Origin of the sequence: Flavobacterium sp. FlaQc-49 (genome assembly GCF_044005985.1) — a bacterium.
GTDB lineage: Bacteria > Bacteroidota > Bacteroidia > Flavobacteriales > Flavobacteriaceae > Flavobacterium > Flavobacterium cupriresistens.
The window spans coordinates 105,463-123,843 of the sequence record NZ_JBIPCS010000010.1 but is presented as its reverse complement, the minus strand read 5'-3'; the positions used below and the strand labels follow the sequence as shown (position 1 = coordinate 123,843).

Sequence of the window (18,381 nt, the reverse complement as noted above, 5' to 3'; positions counted from 1 at the left end):
CAAGGCACTAATTTTTTTAGCCACTAAGACGCAAAGGCGCAAAGTTTTTTTGTTTTTTATATTTGCCTTAAAGGCTTTAATACTCTTTTTTTGTATGTATAAATCGTCTTATGCCACTTTTAATTAAAGGAACATTGAAGTTGATTAAAAAGCCTAAATCTTTATCAAGTAATTTTAAGTGACTTATAATTTGTGCTTCCCAAACCGGATTTACTTGCTCAACTGCTTTTATTTCTATGATTATAGAATCTTCGATTAACAAATCAAGACGTAATCCTTCATCGAATACGATTCCGTCATAAATAATCGGAATATGAATCTGGCGCTTAACAGTAAGACCGGTCTTGCTGATTTCGTGAGCCAAACAAACTTCGTAAACTCTTTCTAATAATCCGGGTCCAAGCTGTTTGTGGACTTTAAATGCAGCATTTACAATAACTCTTCCTATTTCTTCTGTTCTTTCTGTGAGCATTTTTTTTGTTTTTGTCACGAAAGCACGAAGACACAAGGCTAATTTGTTCTGATGAGGTTTAAGTCGTCAGTGAAAAAAGAATAAAAGATACCTTGTGAATTTATGTCTTCGTGGTATTTTTATTTTTTGTGTTCAAGCAAAATTTAAAAGAAAAAAACTTTGCGTCTTCGCGCCTTAGCGGCAATAACTTATTTATTAAAACTCAGCACTTCCAGGAGTTCTAGGAAAAGGAATTACGTCGCGGATGTTTGACATACCTGTAACAAACAATACCAAACGCTCAAATCCTAAACCGAATCCTGAGTGTGTTGCCGAACCAAATCTTCTGGTGTCTAAATACCATGATAATTCTTCTTCGTCGATTTCTAAGGCTTTCATTTTTTCAATCAAAACGTCGTAACGTTCTTCTCTTTCAGAACCACCAACGATTTCTCCAATTCCTGGGAAAAGGATATCCATGGCACGAACTGTTTTTCCGTCCTCATTCAAACGCATGTAAAATGCCTTAATGTTTGCCGGGTAATCAAATAAAATTACCGGACATTTAAAGTGTTTTTCAACCAAATAACGCTCGTGCTCTGACTGTAAATCAGCTCCCCATTCGTTAATGATATAGTTGAATTTTTTCTTTTTATTTGGAGTTGAATCTCTTAAAATATCAATTGCTTCTGTATAGGAAACACGTTTGAAGTTGTTTTCTAGTACAAAGTTCAATTTATCCAACAAAGCCATTTCGCTTCTGTCAGCCTGTGGTTTTGATTTTTCTTCTTCTAATAATCTTCCTTCCAGGAATTTTAAATCATCACCACAATTGTCCAAAGCATATTTTATTACATATTGAATAAAATCTTCAGCCAAGTCCATGTTGTCATCCAGATTGTTGAAAGCCACTTCTGGCTCAATCATCCAAAATTCTGCCAGGTGGCGGGAAGTATTTGAATTTTCAGCTCTGAAAGTTGGTCCAAAAGTATAGATCTGACCCAATGCCATAGCGAAAGTTTCTCCTTCTAATTGTCCTGAAACTGTTAAGTTGGTTTCTTTTCCGAAGAAATCTTCTTTATAATTTACTTTTCCGTCTTCTGTTCTTGGTGTGTTGTCAAATGGTAAAGCCGTAACTTTAAACATTTCTCCTGCACCTTCAGCATCAGAACCGGTGATAATTGGCGTGTTTACATATACAAAACCTTTTTCCTGAAAATATTTGTGAACCGCAAACGACAATACCGAACGCACACGCATAATCGCGCCAAAAGCATTCGTACGTACACGTAAATGCGCATTTTCACGTAAAAATTCAAGGGAGTGTTTTTTAGGCTGCATTGGGAATTTCTCCGCATCAGAATCTCCTAAAATTTCAATTTTAGAAACCTGAATTTCGTATTTCTGACCAGCACCTTTGCTTTCAACCAAAGTTCCAGTTACAGAAACGGCAGCTCCCGTGGTGATTCTTTTCAGAGTCTCTTCCGGTGTATTTTCAAAATCAACAACACATTGTATATTATTAATGGTAGAACCGTCATTAAGAGCGATGAACTGATTATTTCTAAAAGTTCTCACCCATCCTTTTGCATTAACCTCCTGAAGCGTCGTAGTACTGTTTAATAAGTCTTTAACTTTTGTGTGTTTCATTTTTAATAAAATTGATATTAAATAATATTGTTGTTCAATAACTGCAAATATAATTGATTTGTTTGTAATTGTCCTAGCGAGAAGTAATTCAATAGCGTTAGAAAAAGTAGATCAGATTATTTTTAAATGGATTTGCTATTATTCGTCTTGAAAATAAAGAGTTAGTAGTTGTGATTACTGCTTTAAAAACAAAACAGTATCGATCGAAAAGATTCTATCCATAACGATTAATACTGTTCCGGGTTAATGTTGTTTAAGGAGTTTGGAAGAGAGCAAAAAGAGACGCGATCATTAATAATAGGATTAAAGCCGCGAAAATTATAGTGATTACTAGTATTGTTTTGAGGAATACGGCAACTATTGGGTTTCTGGGTCTTTCTGAAGCTAGTTTTCCATCATAGCCATTAATATACAACTGATTTTTCTTGCCTTTGTAATCATAAGAAATGATATAAACAGGGAATATAATAAGCTTGAATTTTATGTTAAGATATTGCGTCTGAATAATATCTGCATGGAACATCTTATTGACGGCATCTGAAGTAATTTTTGTTTTAACGGCTTGATCAACCATTTTTTTTGCCTCATGGAATCCTTTTTTTAGATCTATACTGTATTTTTCAACAGTATAATCATTTAAGTATTCATCATTTGTATCGGTTAGTTTTTGTATGTCCCAAGGTTTTATTTGGTTTAATAGATACTGACTGATATTTGCTGAAGCGGAGACTAACACATCATCATAGAAAAGGGTAGTTACACTTGAAAATGAACGATTAAAGGCATTTTTTAGAATAGAGTCGGTATGAGTATTCATATCAAAAGTCCAATAGGGTGTATATACGGCCTCTATTGTTAGTGAAGATGATTGTGTGTTTTTTGTGTACCAAACGTCTTTTATCCAGTTGAGACCAATTTGAATTGCTTTTTCTTTGTCGACTTTAAAAGGCAGCAAATAAGAAGGTTTTATTACAAGATCCATTTTTGCGTCTCCATCCGTAAAAGGGTTGCTGCAGTACGGACAGCTGGATGATCTTGAGTTTACATTTACTGTAGAAACTGCACCACAGCTTTTACAGTGCATTGTTTTTTCATTGACTAAGTTTTCTGCTTCCAGTTTCTCCAGATATTCCTCGAAATTGGTTTCTTCGATAATAATTTCTTGCTGCGGAATGCTATTTACAGTTTTGCAATATTCGCAGGTTAAATTTTCTTCTCCGGGTTTGTATTTTAATCCAGCTCCACAGTTAGAGCAGTTGAAAGCTTTTAGTGTTTCGTCTTTTATTTCAGCGTTTCTCATTTTAAAAGATTAGTTTTTAGGCAATGGAGGAGGAATTTTTGAAAATAAGTTTTGCAGTTCAGGCACAGTTGAGGCTTTTTGCCATCCTTCCATTCCTTGATTCCATACCAAGGTATCTTCTAAAAGCTGTTTGTTTTCGATTAAAGATGAAATCTGACTTTCGTTAAATGGACCAGATTGAACATTGTTAATTGCAGCAAAATAAGTCTTCCCTTCAACAGGTAATGGTGGAGGCGTTTGATTCGGTGTAAAGGAAGTTTGGTTTGATGTCGCTGTTTGAGCCGATTCGTCGAAAGACTGCATCATTTGTTTTGCCATATGCAATCCAGTTCCGATGCTAAAAGCGGTTCCTGCAATTCCGGAAGGGTTTTCTACGGCTTTTTCAATAGATTGAGCTGTTTTGTATTGTGTGAATTTCTGCATGTCTATCTTATTGAGACGGCTTAATTCAAAAATCTCTTTTTTAATATCCTCAGGCATTGAGGTGTTTTCGAGTAAAAATCTACTGAGTTCTATCCCATAATCCGCAAAATCATCTTTCATGAAGTTAAAAATCGTAGTCGAAAGTTCAGTAGTGTTGCCTACATACGATTCTATCGGTAATTTTGCTTCACCAATTGCATCGGTAAAACGCGAAACAATTATACTTTTTAATTGCTCTGCAATTTCTTGGGTGGTAAATTGTCCGTCGGTACCCACAATTTCCTGAATGAATTTTTGAGAATCAACAACTTTAAAAGCATAGGTTCCAAATGCTCTGACTTCCAGCATTCCAAAACGATCGTCATTTAAAATTAACGCATTTTTTGTTCCCCATTTCTGATCGATAAAGTTGCGAGTGTTAATAAAATAAACTTCTGCTTTAAAGGGACTGTTAAAATCGTATTTCCAGCCTTTTAAAGTAGATAAAATAGGTAAATTTTGAGTATTTAGATTATAAGTTCCTGCGCTAAAAATGTCTGCAATTTTGCCTTCATTCATGAAAACAGCCTGCTGACCTTCTCTAACAATAAGTTTACTGTTGTTTTTTATTTCATTCTGAAATCTTTCAAATCTATAAACAATAGTATTGTTGGTATTGTCTACGAATTCAATGATGTCAAGGAATTCATTCCTTAATCTATCAAATATCCCCATTTTTAATTTAGTTAAATTTTAAATTCAAATGTAAGAATAATTTGTTTTGTTGCTCTAAGAAAAAGACTTTTATTGTTTTTACTATTTGTTTTAGGACGGGTTTTTCTGCTGTACTTATAACTCAAAGGTATTTAAAATTCTTAAAAAAATAGATTTTGATAAAAAACAGTTTTGTCTTCCTCTTAGGAAAAAAAATATGCTAATTATCTTGTATTTAAAAGTTGAAAATTAAAAGAAACGAACAGGATTATGAAAAAGGATGTTTTGTTTTTTTTAAACTAAGAGTAAAACTAAAGTTGATGATGTTTTACTTTTGTAATTTTATTTTATAGTCTTTTTGTTATTTCGACGAAGGAGAAATCGCATTCAATATTCAAATTTGAAATTACCTTATTCGATTGTTTTCTTTCTCTTTTTTCAAAAATTTCCTAATGAAATATAGAAAAAGTACGCCACCTAAAATCCTTATTATTACATTAAAATAATTATAAGGTTCCTCGATTTGTTTTAAATTTTCAGAATGGTTAATTTTTATTGACTTGAAAAATTGATCTTTTTTTACTTTATCATAAGATGCAACTTGCGAATAAATAAATATATAAGTTATACCATTCAAAATTAAAATTCGACTTTCTGCATTTTCTTCTTCTGAGTTTTTTCCCTTAAAACTTAGTTTGTAAGCTAAGTAATTGTCGATTTTTATTTGTGATGAATCTTTTAAAAACATGCCTTTTTTTGCCATGCTTTTAAGTTGTTCAGTCAAGATATGTTTATAGACTGCTTTTAAAGCAATTATGCTTTGAGAAAGTTCATTATATGGTTTGCCATCAATTATTGCATTTATTCGCATTGCAATATAAGAATCGTCTTTAGAATTGAGATAAAATGCTGTTGCTTTCGCTTTTACATTTTCAGGATTTGTATTTTCAATGTTGAATTCAGTTGTTTCAGGTTTTCCAAGGAATTTAACTGAAATATTCTCATCAATTTTAGTTTGACCTAAAAGAAAAACAGGAAAAAGTAAAATCAGAATAAATAATCTTTTTTTCATAAAATACAAATGACAATGAAGTTAGTCGATTTTAATTCGCACTAATTTGTAAAATTCTTAGCTATTTTTTATTTGTAGAATTACGATTCTTATTTTCTTGTCTATTAAGAGGTAAGGAGAAATCGCATTCAATAATCCATGTATTGCGTGCTCAGCGTGCGTGATTTCTCGACTTCGCTCGAAATGACAAGATTAGGAGCGAGTAAGCTACAAGCATAAGAACAATTCGCACTAATTCGTGAAATTCGTGGCAAAAAACTATTCCAATCCTTCCAAATCCTCTTTCTTCGCCTTCTTCTTCTCAAATGTCAAAACCAAAGCCGGTAAAACCAATAAGTTCGCAAACATCGCAAATGCAAGCGTACAAGAAATTAATCCCCCAAGCGCAATTGTTCCGCTAAAGCTGGAAAGCGTAAAAGTGGCAAAACCTAAAATCAAAACTACCGAAGTATAAAAAGTACTGATTCCGGTTTCTCTTAAAGCACTGAAAACAGATTTTTTGACCTTTCCGTTACTTTGCAATAAATCATGTTTGTATTTCGCCATAAACTGAATCGCATTATCTACCGAAATTCCGAATGCAATACTGAATACTAAAATAGTAGACGGTTTTAGAGGGATTCCAAAATACCCCATTAATCCCGAAGTAATGCAAAGCGGTAAAACATTCGTAATAACCGAAGCGAAAACCATTTTGAAAGAGCGGAATAAATACAACATCAGTATCGCAATCACCAATATAGCAAAAATCAACGATTCGATTAAGTTGTCTACTAAATACGAAGTTCCTTTCTGGAAAACCAAAGCTTTTCCGGTAACCGTAACTTCATAACGGTCTTTTGGGAAAATTTCTTCAATTTTTTTATGTAGTTTTTTCTCGACTCTCGCCATTTCATCTGTACCGATATCCTTCATGAAAGTAGTGATACGGGCATATTGACCAGTCGAATCTACATAAGCTTTCATTAGATTGTCTTTACTGTTTTTCGTCGCATTTTTAGCATAGCCCAAAATAAATGTCTGCTCTTGCGAAGTTGGCAGTTGATAATATTCAGGATTTCCGTTGTAAAAAGCCTGTTTTGAATATTTAACCAAATTTACAATCGAAACCGGTTTTGCCAATTCAGGCATTTCGATAATTGTATTTTGCAATTCATCCATTTTACGGATGGTAGACGCTTTCATAACACCTTTTTTCTTCTTAGTGTCAATCATTATTTCCAAAGGCATTACACCATTGAATTCTTTTTCGTAGAATAAAATGTCTTTAAAGAACGAAGCGCTTTTTGGCATTTCTCCGATCAAACTTCCCGAAACTTTCATTTGTGAAACTCCGATAACACTAAAAACTAAAAGCAAACCGTAAAGGATGTAAATTACTTTGCGCTTGTTTTTCACCACATTTTCAACAAAGTCAAGCAGGGTTGAAATATAGGTTTTGGTTAAGTGATACAAATGTTTTTCATTTGGCATCGACATAAAGCTGTATATAATTGGCACAATTAAAAGAGTCAATAAATAAACTGAGATCACATTGATAGAAGTCACTAAACCAAATTCAAAAAGCAAATCGTTACCCGTAATCATAAAGGTAGCAAAACCAATTGCAGTCGTCAGATTCGTCATTAGAGTTGAAACTCCGATTCTCGAAATAATACGTTGCAAAGCTCTTGCCTGATTATTGTGAAGTTTGATTTCCTGCTGGTATTTATTAATCAAAAAAATACAATTCGTGATTCCGATTACGATAATTAATGGCGGAATAATAGCCGTTAGAATCGTGATTTTGTAATGAAATAATCCAAGTGTTCCGAAGGACCAGATTACCCCGACAATCAAAATACAGATGGAAATAAAAGTAGCTCTAAACGAACGGAAAAAGAAAAAGAAGATCAAAGAAACAGTCAGTAAAGCCGCACCGATAAAGAGTCCGATTTCGCCTTTCATATTGGCAGCATTGATGGTTCTGATATAAGGCATCCCCGAAACACGCAGGTCAATTCCCGTAGTTTTTTCGAATTTATCGATTTTAGGGACTAAATTTTCAAGGATAAAAGTTTTTCTTTCGGCTGTATTTACAATCTTTTTATTGATGTAAATAGCAGATCGAACACTACCGCTTTCTTTATTAAACAATAGTCCCTCGTAAAAAGGCAGATTGTGAAACAGATCGTATTGCACACTTTTCAGATAAGCCGGATCATGCGTTTTGCTTTGGTTGATAAACGGTGACAAAACAAATTTCTCGTTAACGGTGTCTTTTTCCAGTTTCTTCAAATCGTTTAAGGAAACCACTAAATCTACTTCTTTGGATTCTTTTAAACCTGTCATTAATTCATTCCAGGCAGCATAATTTTTCGGAGTAAAAAAGTTAGGATCTTTAAAACCAATTACAACAAGATTTCCTTCTTCACCAAACTTGTCTAAGAATTTTTGATAGTCTTTATTGGCAATATGATTTTTAGGAAGCAGATTGGCTTCGGTATAGGTCATAGAAAGGTTTTTCCATTGATAAGCAAGGAAAATGGTTAAGGCAGATAGGAGAACTAATATTGCAACTCTGTTTTTAAGTATGATTCGGGCTATTTTTTCCCAAAATCCGACTTGAATAGTGTTTTTCATAAAATCTTTAAAAATGGATGCAAATGTAGTGAAAAGTGCTCAAAATCATAAACAATTGCTTCAGTTTTTACGGTATGTTAACACAAAATTACCATTGGATTTCTAAGATTTATAGCTGATTTTAGAATTACTAGCTTAGCTTTTCGGATATTTGCGCTTAATTTAAAATGAAACAAAAATGAATTGGATTTTGTTAATTATTGCGGGACTTTTTGAAGTTGGTTTTGCTTCGTGCTTAGGAAAAGCGAAAGAAACAACCGGAATTATTTCAACCTATTGGATGGCAGGCTTTTTTGTTTGTCTTTCTATTAGTATGATTTTACTATATAAAGCAACTCAGGTTTTACCAATTGGTACCGCTTATGCCGTTTGGACAGGAATCGGAGCAGTAGGAACCGTTTTGGTAGGGATTCTGATTTTTAAAGAACCGGTTACTTTTTGGAGAGTTTTTTTTCTTTCGACATTAATTGCTTCGATCATTGGGTTGAAGTTTGTGTCTAGTCATTAAAAAGTTTAGCCACAGATTAAACAGATTTGTACAGATTGTATATTTCAATTCGTGAAATTTGCTTAATTCGTGGCGAAAAAAGGTCGCAGATTAAACGGATTAAACGGATTTACACAGATCGTATATTTTAATTCGTGAAATTTGTGGCAAGAAAACGGTTGTAGATTTAAAGGGTTTTTTAGGGCCAAACAAAAAAAATCCGCGAGAATCCGTTTAATCCGTTTAATCTGTGGCAGAACAACGCAACGAATGACATGAATTAAATGATTTTTTTAGCGTCAAAAGAGAGCTCAATTTGTAAAAATTCGTGAAATTCGTGTTGAAAAAAAATAGTACTATGCAGGAAAACGATACCATTACTTTTATTTTTTTAGCCATTATTTTATTATTGGTTGTCATCATTGGTTTTATGGTGTACCAATTAATGCATTCAAAAAAAGCAAAAGACGATGCCGAAAAAAGTTTTTATGCACTCGAGATGAAAGTCAATGACTTGCAACTGGAGACACTGGAAGCAAAACTGAATCCCCATCTTTTTAAGAATATTCTAAATTCGATTCAATCGCATGCCTATCAAACCTATTTTGCTTTAGATAAACTGGCGAATGTTTTGGATTATATTTTATACGAAAGCAAAAAGAAATTTGTCACCGCAAAAGAAGAAATTGATTTTGCATTGAATTTAATCGAAATCAATAAAATCAAGATCAGTCCGCTGTTTGAGTTGAAAATCAAAACCAATATCAACAAAGAGGATAAATTGTACGAGCAGCCTTTACTGGCACCCCTAATTTCTATTGATTTAATCGAAAATGCTTTCAAACATGCCGATTTGCAAAGTGCCGATGCTTTTATTTCTGTGATTTTTGAGTTTAAAGACAACGCGTTTTCTATGACCGTTTCCAATAAAATCTCAGATAAAAAAGTGCTGAAAAAAGAGCGAAGCGGCATTGGCCACTCGACTTTAGAACATCGTCTTCGGATTATTTACAGAAATAATTTCAAACTCGAGAGATTTGTAGAAAATGATGTTTACATTGCTCACCTAAAAATTGATCTACTTGAATACAAAACTGAAATGCTTGCTTCTGGACGATGAGTTACCCGGATTAACGTATTTGAAAATGCTTTGCGAACAAATTTCCGAAGTCGAAATCGTAAAAACGTTTAATAATCCCGAGAAACTATTGGCCGAAATGGACCAACTCGATTTTGATTTATTAATTTCTGACATCGAAATGCCGGGAATTAACGGTTTGCATTTGGCTGAAATGTTGCAAAATAAGCTGGTTATTTTCTGTACCGCTTATAAAGAATATGCTGTAGATGCTTTTACAATCGAGGCAGTAGATTATATCACGAAACCGGTAAAATTGGAACGTTTGCAGAAAGCGATCTCAAAAGCAGCAGAACGATTCCACAAACCCGACGCAGCCAAAAAATTCATACAGCTCAATACCGATAAAGGAAAAACTTTATTGTATTTTGATCAGATTCAATACATAAAAACCGCGATCAGCGACAGCCGCGATAAAACGGTACTGTTGACCGATGGTAGTTTTCTGAATTTGAAAAACGTTAAATTTGATACCCTCCTAAAAGAATTACCTGAAACCGATTTTTGTCGCGTAAACAAAAAAGAGATTGTCGCCGTAAAAGCCATTAAGTTTTTCAATCACAACGAAATTGTTTTGCATCATTTAGAAAAGAATGAAAAAAACAGCACCCTATTACTAAGCGAAACCTATCGTTCAGACTTCCTGAAAAAAACAAAAATATAACCTCTCAACTGTCAAGCTGAGCGGAGTCGAAGCTCAGGCTGAGCGAAGCCGAAGCCCAAGCTGAGCAAAGTCGAAGCTCTTTTTCATCAGCTATTCCAACTTATTACAAAGTTTTTCGGACTTGTTACATGGATTGAAAATTAGGTTTAAATTTACTTCTTGGATAAGAAATCACTTCTGATATTTGCCCCATAAAAATTAAAAGAGAAGTTATGAACAGCATAAAAAACTCAGCGTTTTACGTTACCATTATTGGAGGTTTTACTGCTTTGATATATTGGGTGATTGTTAAGGGCGCTTCGCTGGAAGTAGGCCGTGGAATTGTTCGCAAAAAAATAGAAAGCAATCATTGGAATGATTTTCTACATTCTATGGTCGAAAACCTGCAACATCCTTTGGCGATTTTGTTAGCACAGATTGTTACGATTATTCTGGTGGCACGTTTATTCGGGTGGATTTTCAGAAAAATAGGGCAACCTTCCGTTATTGGCGAGATGATTGCCGGAATTGTGTTAGGGCCGTCTTTGGTAGGAATGTATTTCCCGGAATTCTCCGCTACACTATTTCCAAAAGAATCTTTAGGGAATCTACAGTTTTTAAGTCAGATTGGTTTAATCCTTTTTATGTTCGTTATTGGAATGGAGCTGGACTTAAAAGTACTGAAGAATAAGGCCCATGATGCAGTCGTAATAAGCCACGCCAGTATCGTAATTCCGTTTGCATTAGGGTTAAGTTTAGCCTATTTTATTTACCACACTTTTGCTCCAATTGGCGTAGAGTTCTCTTCTTTCGGATTGTTTATGGGAATTGCCATGAGTATTACCGCATTTCCTGTTTTGGCGAGAATTGTGCAGGAGCGAGGTATGCAAAAAACAAAACTGGGTACGATTGCGATAACCTGTGCTGCCGCAGATGATATCACAGCCTGGTGTATTTTGGCTGTTGTAATTGCAATTGTAAAAGCGGGTTCTTTTACTAGTTCTTTGTATGTAATTGGTTTGGCGGTTTTGTATGTTATTATCATGCTCAAAATAGTTCGTCCGTTTCTAAAACGAGTGGGAGACTTAAACTCAACCCGCGAAAGTCTGAATAAACCGGTTGTCGCCATTTTCTTTATAACCTTACTATTTTCTGCTTATGCGGCTGAGCTAATTGGAATTCATGCTTTATTTGGAGCCTTTTTAGCCGGAGCCATTATGCCGGAAAACAATACGTTTAGAAATATTTTTATTGAAAAAGTCGAAGATGTTGCCATCATTGTGTTATTGCCGTTGTTCTTTGTATTTACTGGATTACGTACACAAATTGGTTTACTGAATGATCCTTATTTGTGGAAAATCACAGGTTTAATTATTGCCGTTGCCGTAGTTGGGAAGTTTTTTGGAAGTGCTTTTGCTGCCAAGTTTATGGGACAAAGCTGGAAAGACAGCCTGGCGATTGGTGCTTTAATGAATACGAGGGGTTTAATGGAGCTCGTAGTACTGAATATCGGATATGATTTAGGTGTTTTGTCTACTGAGATTTTTACTATGATGGTGATTATGGCGTTAGTGACCACTTTTATGACAGGCCCGGCGTTGGATTTTATAGGCTTTATTTTTAAAGATAAAATAACGGCCATTCCACAAGAGATTGGGAACAAAAGCAAGTTTAAGATCCTTCTTTCCTTTGCGACTCCCGAGAAAGGTAAAAAACTGTTGCGAATTGCGAACAGCCTGGTTAAAAAACAATCTGATAATTCTATTGTTACAGCGATGCATTTGTCCTTAAGTACAGAAGTGCATTCCTTTGATGTGAAAGATCAGGAACGTAAAATGCTGGTTCCGGTTATCGAAGAGTCAGAACGTCTGAATCAAAATATGGTTAGTGTTTTTAAAGTTACAAACGATATTGATACCGATATCATCGATACGGCCAATCAAGGGGACTATGATTTGTTATTGGTAGGTTTGGGGCAATCTATTTTTGAAGGGACTTTGCTTGGAAAAATACTTGGCTTTACCTCCAGAATTGTAAACCCGGATCGCCTAATTGATAAGTTCACAGGAAAAGAAGGGCTGTTTGAAAATTCTCCTTTTGATGAAAGAACACGTCATATTATTGCTAAAAGTAAAATGCCGGTCGGAATTTTTATCGACAAAGACTTAGAAGACGTCAACCAGATTTTTATGCCGATTTTCAATAAAGAAGATGCTTTTTTAATTGAATATGCTAAAAAGTTAATCAATAATAACGGTTCTCAGATCACGGTTTTAGATGCAAGCGGTGAAATGAAAAGCACCCGTGATATTCAGGAAACCATTCGTTCGATAGAGCAAATCGCTCCAAATCACATCATGATCATGCACGATCGAACAATCAAAAAAGAGTTTTTAGAAAGTCAGAATCTGATGATCATCAGTCTAGACAGTTGGAAAAAACTGATTGAATCACAAAGTATATGGTTGAATAATACGCCCTCAGTTCTGATTTTGAAACCATAGAGGGGGTAAATTCCAATCTTTTTAAATTCCAAATTCCAATTTTGTTGGGGTTTGGTTTTTTTTGGTTTTTTCCTTCCGTAGAGATGCACAGCAGTGCATCTAACTCAATACCCGAATATTTAATTTTATAAAATAGAAGGGGGATGAAATTCCAATCTTTTTAAATTCCAAATTCCAATTTTGTTGGAGTTTGGGATTTTTTTGTTTGTGTGATGATTGATTTTAGTGATAAAGAATCAAATCCAGAAGATGCGAGGAAGCAAATACAGAAATCATTTTAATCTGTGAAATCTGTGGCAAAAAACAAAAGCCGCAGATTTAGGGATCAAGTGTTAGTAAAACATTAAAACTGGCAATTTAGTTTATCTAAAAAAGACACCCCATTTGTCCTTTCGACAAAGGAGAAATCTCCGCAAGCAACTCCGTAAAGATAAGCTCAGTAAACGCAGATTTATTCACATTTAACAAATTTCAGAATCATAAAAAGCATTCCATTGGAATTTGGAATTTTAAAGGATTGGAATTTTAAAATTTTTTAGATCCCCAAATCCAATACATAAGAGATTTTAACCGCAATATTATTCTCAAATCTTGGCAGTTGATTTGGCCCATATCTATAGAATCCTCCTAAGCCGATGCCTTTATAGATTTTGTTTAATTCGATCCCGGATTCAAAGAAACCTTTGTCAAGTGTTTTATAAGCAGGGCCGACATGTTGTTGTGGATTTTCCATATTTCCCCACGCCATTCGGGTAACCAATACCAAAGAAGGACGAACTTTTCTGAGGATTCGGATTCGGTCAAAACCATGTTTAATTTGAAACATTACATATTGACTAGAGAAAAACTCATTAAAATACATGGTCTCAAAACTGTTTCTGCCGGCAAAAGTAATACGTTGAACAACCGTTTCTTTGGTCAGGTTATTCGGAGCCGTATTGTATAGGTGGGTAATCGGCACATCGCCAAAAGCATATCCACCTTGCAGTAGTACACCGGTTTTCTGACCGTTTAGATATTTTTTTTCATATTCAGCTTTGAAATCTATTTTGCCAAATTTAAAATCATTTTCAAATACATCGGGTAGCGATTGGGTATATTGAAAAGTAAACTTTGGAAACCTTTTATCCGCTTCGGTTCTTCCGGTTGGGGTTTGCATGAAATCACTAAACGGCGACCAGGCAATAGAAAGCATTGCTGTAGTCATTATGTAGCTTGAATACAGTTTTCCGTGTAGATTAAAAAGATAATCAAATTTAGGTTCGATGTGATTTCGTGATAATTCCAGAACAGCCTCCGTTTTCGGAATGATCTTAGTCTGAATATTACCCCTCCAGCCGACATACTGATAGAAAGTACTAATGTTTATCGGACGTGGATCATAAATTTTAAAAACGCGTTTGTCGACAGCAAAAACGGTACTCGCAATTTCCCGAACATCATCCGAGTAATACCCATTTAGCCATGTATTGGTGTTTTTATCGAGTAAAAAACCGGAGCCGATGCTGTATTTCGTTGTGCCGTCTTTTGTTCCGTAAGCGGCATATCCTTCAATTCGGAAATTTTTAGAAAAACGGTCATTCGTAATTCCGCCAAGACCCAGACGAAAGCCTTCGTAATTATTGTAGCTGATTAGTTTTTTTAAGTCGAAGTCAATTGGCCCCATCGGAATGTAACCGTTGATGATTTTTCGGCCAAGGCCCAAACGTTTTTCAATTCTTTTTTTAATAGAAATGCTGTCCAGTAATAAATAGGTTTTTTGACTTTTCAGATCAAGCGTTTCTTTGCGATATTCGTTCCAGAAAGCTTCCGGTTTTTTGCTGGCATCCTCTTTAATTTCGATATAAAGTGCCGGGTTTTTTATGACCGGATTAGTGTTGTAGTGAATATCAAAATTGTTGCTCTCAGAAAGCAAATAGGTGAAGTCGGACGCTGCTTTTTTTCTCGGTTCAAAGTTTTCTCCGGTATCTGCATCAAATTGAATAGTTCCTCCCAGAATTTTAATATCCTCGTCGTTTTTCCCTTTTACGATTTTGAATGTGGTACGGCTTTGAAACCATATTTTTTCACTTGGAACATATTCAAACTCATGAATTCCGCTAATGTCCAAAACACCTTTTATACGCATTACAGCTTTGGCGATAGCAAAATTTTCTGCGTCTATGTATAAAACACCTTCCAGACCCGATGCATTTCTTTTTTGCTTGTTTTTGTAATGGATCATGTAGGTTTCACGCCCCTGTACCGTCACCGTGTCAAGCAGCTTGTAGGTGTAATCTTTAAGTGCATTGTTTGAAATCGGGCTCTCATATTTTGTTTCCAGCAATTCGTATTTCGGATCATAAATAGAAATAGATTGCAGACTGAAAGCGATAATTTCGTACACAGGCTGTTTGAAACCCGCCATTTTTGTACCCAATACGGTTTCTTTAAGCCTTTTACTCCCAAATTGATATTGTGATATTTTTTCTGTTTGAAATAAATGTTGTTTACTTATTATTTCTTTGAATTTATAATCGGAAGAATCAATATTGATTTTCTTTTTCTTTAAATCTTTATAAGTTGCCGAAGAGTCAATGCGTCCGTCGATAGAATCAGGATTGGCAGTGACGATAAGTTTGTTGTAAGTTTTGTACTCAAAACTACTCAGCTTTTTCTGTGGATTGTTGCTGTTTTTATTGGAAATGACCTTTCTTAAAATGCTCAGCGCCGGGTTTTCATTTGAAATAACAACCTCTTTTAAATCATCTGTTTTTTGAGAAAGTGAAACGGAGTAGAATTTTTTGTTGTTTGTTAGGGTAATGTTTTTGGTCTCGAAACCAATATAAGAAACCGTAAAAAATCCGGTTTCAGAGGAAACCGTAAAAGAAAATTTACCATCAACATCTGTAATGGTGTTATTGTGGTCTGCTGTTTTAATGCTGGCAAAGGGAAGCGGTTTGTTGCCGGAGTCCGTAACAATTCCGTTTATTTGAAATTGCGCCTGAATGGTAAGCGTAAAAAACAAAGTCAAAAAACAAAATAGCTTCATACAGAGGATTATAGTTTCAGAAACGAAAACATTTAATTTTCAATAGGTAAAAATAAGAATAAAAAAATCCGTCTGGTTAAATATACCAGACGGATTTTGTTTTGTATCGAATAAAATTAAACTTTCATGATCTCAGCTTCTTTCGCAGCCAATAATTCATCAATTTTTTTAATATAAGTATTCGTTAAATTCTGAACTTCTTCTTCAGCAGATTTACAAACATCTTCAGAAGTTCCTTCTTTTTCTAATTTTTTAATATCAGTATTGGAGTCTTTACGTACGTTACGAACACCAATTTTTGCATCTTCTGCCTCAGATTTTGCTTGTTTAGCAAGGTCTTTACGACGCTCTTCTGTCAAAGGTGGTACACTGATAATGATCACGTCTCCGTTGTTCATTGGGTTGAAACCAATATTAGCAACCATAATTGCTTTTTCAATTACAGACAACATGTTTTTTTCAAAAGGTTGTAAGGTAATTGTTCTCGCATCAGGAACACTAATCTTTGACACTTGCGAAAGTGGTGTTGCAGATCCGTAATAGTCTACAAAAACACTTCCAAGCATTGCCGGTGAAGCTTTTCCTGCGCGAATGTTAAGAAATTCTTTCTCTAAATGCGCTATCGAACCATTCATTGATTCTTCAGTACTATCTAATATAAATTCTATTTCTTCAGTCATTGTTTTTTTAGTTTTCAGTTTTCAATCCTCATTTTCAGTTCAAGCAGTCTGGGACTGTAAACTGTCACTGAAGACTTATATATTAACTACAGTTCCTATGTTTTCGCCTTCGCAGATTTTTAATAAATTTCCAATTTTGTTCATATCAAAAACAACGATTGGCAATTTGTTTTCCTGGCTTAATGTAAAAGCAGTTGTGTCCATTACATTTAAACCTTTTTTCAATACATCATCAAAAGAGATGTAATCAAATTTTACTGCCGATGCATTTTTTTCAGGATCAGAATCGTAAACACCATCGACACGGGTTCCTTTTAGGATCACGTCAGCATTGATTTCGATTCCTCTTAAAACAGCAGCTGTATCAGTAGTGAAATAAGGATTACCGGTTCCAGCACCAAAAATTACAATTCTTCCTTTTTCAAGGTGACGATCTGCTCTTCTTTTGATGTAAGGCTCTGCAATAGATTCCATTTTCAAAGCAGTCTGTAAGCGCGTTTTCATTCCTTTATCTTCAAGAGCACCTTGTAATGCCATTCCGTTAATTACGGTTGCAAGCATTCCCATATAATCGCCTTGTACGCGATCCATACCGGCACTTGCTCCTGCAACGCCTCTAAAAATATTTCCTCCTCCAATAACAATAGCAATTTCTACTCCTTTAGTGTGAATTTGCTTAATTTCCTCAGCATACTCGGCCAGTCTTTTTGGGTCAATTCCGTATTGTAAATCACCCATTAAGGCTTCGCCGCTTAGTTTTAGAAGAATCCTTTTATATTTCATGTGTGTCTTGCGTTAATTTGTGCAAATATAGACATATTCTGATTTTTAGAAATAGTGTTTTAAAAATAATTTCGGATTGTATACTTTGCTCTTTTGAGAGGAGTCCGGTTTTATTTCTTTTGAATGTGATAAAAATCAATTCAAGGTCTTTTTAAAAATCGTATTTTTATGGTATTCTAAACAAATTAAGTATGAAAAGTATTGTAGCCAAAGCATTATTCAATAGTCACTCTTATTCTGAATATCGAAAACTTGTTACGGATTTATTATCCGACGGAAAATCAACAGGCGATGAACAATCTGAAAGTTTAACGCATTACACAAGTCTCAATGAAGCTCGAATGAACCGATTGGAGAAAACAATAAAAATTTCGGAAGAAACAATCGAAAAACTTCAAAAACTGGAGAATCATTATATCTGGTTGGTAATTTCTGAAGGCTGGTGCGGTGATGCAGCTCAAATACTTCCTATACTAAATAAGATGGCCTCATCATCAGATAAAAAAGTTGATCTGCGAATTGTTTTGCGTGATGAAAATGATGAATTAATGAGTCATTATTTAACAAACGGAGGAAGGGCAATACCCAAAGTTATTGTGATTTGTAAAGAAGCCGGAATTGTCCGTACCGATTGGGGACCAAGACCCAAAGGAGCCACAGAATTAATGGCAAACTATAAAAAAGAATTTGGTGTAATTGATGAAAAAATCAAAACCGATTTGCAGTTATGGTATCTGGCAGACAAAGGGCTTTCTGTTCAAGAAGAATTGCTGGAGATTATGGAAAATATCAAATACGATCGCCTGTAATTTTGGGTTGTGACGCCCTTAATTTACTGCTAATTGGTTGATATTAAATAGGCTAAATGTTTAAAATGTATTAAAATGTTTTTTTTATTTTAATA

14 protein-coding genes are annotated in these 18,381 nt (G+C 34.7%); 5 read left to right on the top strand and 9 right to left on the bottom strand.

What is annotated here, in order from left to right:
• Positions 1 to 76 precede the first annotated feature (76 nt).
• The 6 genes from ACHRV3_RS18365 to ACHRV3_RS18340 form a co-directional block, all read right to left on the bottom strand.
• Positions 77 to 472, bottom strand: coding sequence for a GxxExxY protein (locus ACHRV3_RS18365; protein WP_395435748.1), 396 nt, complete (start codon positions 470 to 472; stop codon positions 77 to 79).
• Between the two features lie 195 nt (positions 473 to 667).
• Entirely contained in the window at positions 668 to 2,101 is a 1,434-nt protein-coding gene (asnS, locus tag ACHRV3_RS18360) for an asparagine--tRNA ligase (RefSeq protein ID WP_395435749.1), read from the bottom strand.
• Positions 2,102 to 2,354: 253 nt separating this feature from the next.
• The gene (locus ACHRV3_RS18355) at positions 2,355 to 3,401 is read right to left on the bottom strand and encodes a hypothetical protein (protein ID WP_395435750.1); all 1,047 of its coding nucleotides are present in this window, start codon (positions 3,399 to 3,401) and stop codon (positions 2,355 to 2,357) included.
• Between the two features lie 9 nt (positions 3,402 to 3,410).
• The gene (locus ACHRV3_RS18350; protein ID WP_395435751.1) at positions 3,411 to 4,538 is read right to left on the bottom strand and encodes an SPFH domain-containing protein; all 1,128 of its coding nucleotides are present in this window, start codon (positions 4,536 to 4,538) and stop codon (positions 3,411 to 3,413) included.
• Between the two features lie 385 nt (positions 4,539 to 4,923).
• A complete protein-coding gene (locus ACHRV3_RS18345; RefSeq protein WP_395435752.1) occupies positions 4,924 to 5,589 on the bottom strand; it encodes a hypothetical protein in 666 nt (221 codons plus the stop codon).
• A 258-nt stretch (positions 5,590 to 5,847) separates the two neighbouring features.
• Positions 5,848 to 8,211, bottom strand: coding sequence for an RND family transporter (locus ACHRV3_RS18340; RefSeq protein ID WP_395435753.1), 2,364 nt, complete (start codon positions 8,209 to 8,211; stop codon positions 5,848 to 5,850).
• Positions 8,212 to 8,389: 178 nt separating this feature from the next.
• Between ACHRV3_RS18340 and ACHRV3_RS18335 the strand changes: the two genes are divergently transcribed.
• The 4 genes from ACHRV3_RS18335 to ACHRV3_RS18320 all read left to right on the top strand — a co-directional run bounded on the left by ACHRV3_RS18335 (position 8,390) and on the right by ACHRV3_RS18320 (position 12,983).
• Complete coding sequence (locus ACHRV3_RS18335; RefSeq protein WP_047778919.1) at positions 8,390 to 8,719, top strand: multidrug efflux SMR transporter; 330 nt, start codon at positions 8,390 to 8,392, stop codon at positions 8,717 to 8,719.
• A gap of 337 nt (positions 8,720 to 9,056) precedes the next feature.
• Positions 9,057 to 9,818 carry a sensor histidine kinase gene (locus ACHRV3_RS18330; RefSeq protein ID WP_047778918.1) on the top strand — a complete coding sequence of 254 codons (762 nt, stop codon included), beginning with the start codon at positions 9,057 to 9,059 and terminating at the stop codon, positions 9,816 to 9,818.
• A complete protein-coding gene (locus ACHRV3_RS18325; RefSeq protein WP_395435754.1) occupies positions 9,781 to 10,500 on the top strand; it encodes a LytR/AlgR family response regulator transcription factor in 720 nt (239 codons plus the stop codon). Before ACHRV3_RS18330 ends, ACHRV3_RS18325 begins: the two co-directional genes overlap by 38 nt.
• Positions 10,501 to 10,712: 212 nt before the next feature.
• Complete coding sequence (locus tag ACHRV3_RS18320; protein WP_047778916.1) at positions 10,713 to 12,983, top strand: cation:proton antiporter; 2,271 nt, start codon at positions 10,713 to 10,715, stop codon at positions 12,981 to 12,983.
• Between the two features lie 535 nt (positions 12,984 to 13,518).
• On the opposite strand, the gene ACHRV3_RS18315 is transcribed toward ACHRV3_RS18320, so the two are convergent.
• The 3 genes from ACHRV3_RS18315 to pyrH all read right to left on the bottom strand — a co-directional run bounded on the left by ACHRV3_RS18315 (position 13,519) and on the right by pyrH (position 17,477).
• Complete coding sequence (locus tag ACHRV3_RS18315; RefSeq protein WP_395435755.1) at positions 13,519 to 16,014, bottom strand: DUF5686 family protein; 2,496 nt, start codon at positions 16,012 to 16,014, stop codon at positions 13,519 to 13,521.
• A 116-nt stretch (positions 16,015 to 16,130) separates the two neighbouring features.
• Complete coding sequence (frr, locus tag ACHRV3_RS18310) at positions 16,131 to 16,694, bottom strand: ribosome recycling factor (RefSeq protein WP_047778914.1); 564 nt, start codon at positions 16,692 to 16,694, stop codon at positions 16,131 to 16,133.
• Between the two features lie 75 nt (positions 16,695 to 16,769).
• Positions 16,770 to 17,477 (bottom strand): UMP kinase, encoded by a 708-nt coding sequence (gene pyrH / locus ACHRV3_RS18305; protein WP_047778913.1) that lies wholly within the window; start codon positions 17,475 to 17,477, stop codon positions 16,770 to 16,772.
• 191 nt (positions 17,478 to 17,668) lie between these two features.
• On the opposite strand from pyrH, the gene ACHRV3_RS18300 reads away from it, so the two are divergent.
• A complete protein-coding gene (locus tag ACHRV3_RS18300; RefSeq protein WP_395435756.1) occupies positions 17,669 to 18,286 on the top strand; it encodes a thioredoxin family protein in 618 nt (205 codons plus the stop codon).
• The last annotated feature ends 95 nt before the right edge of the window (positions 18,287 to 18,381 follow it).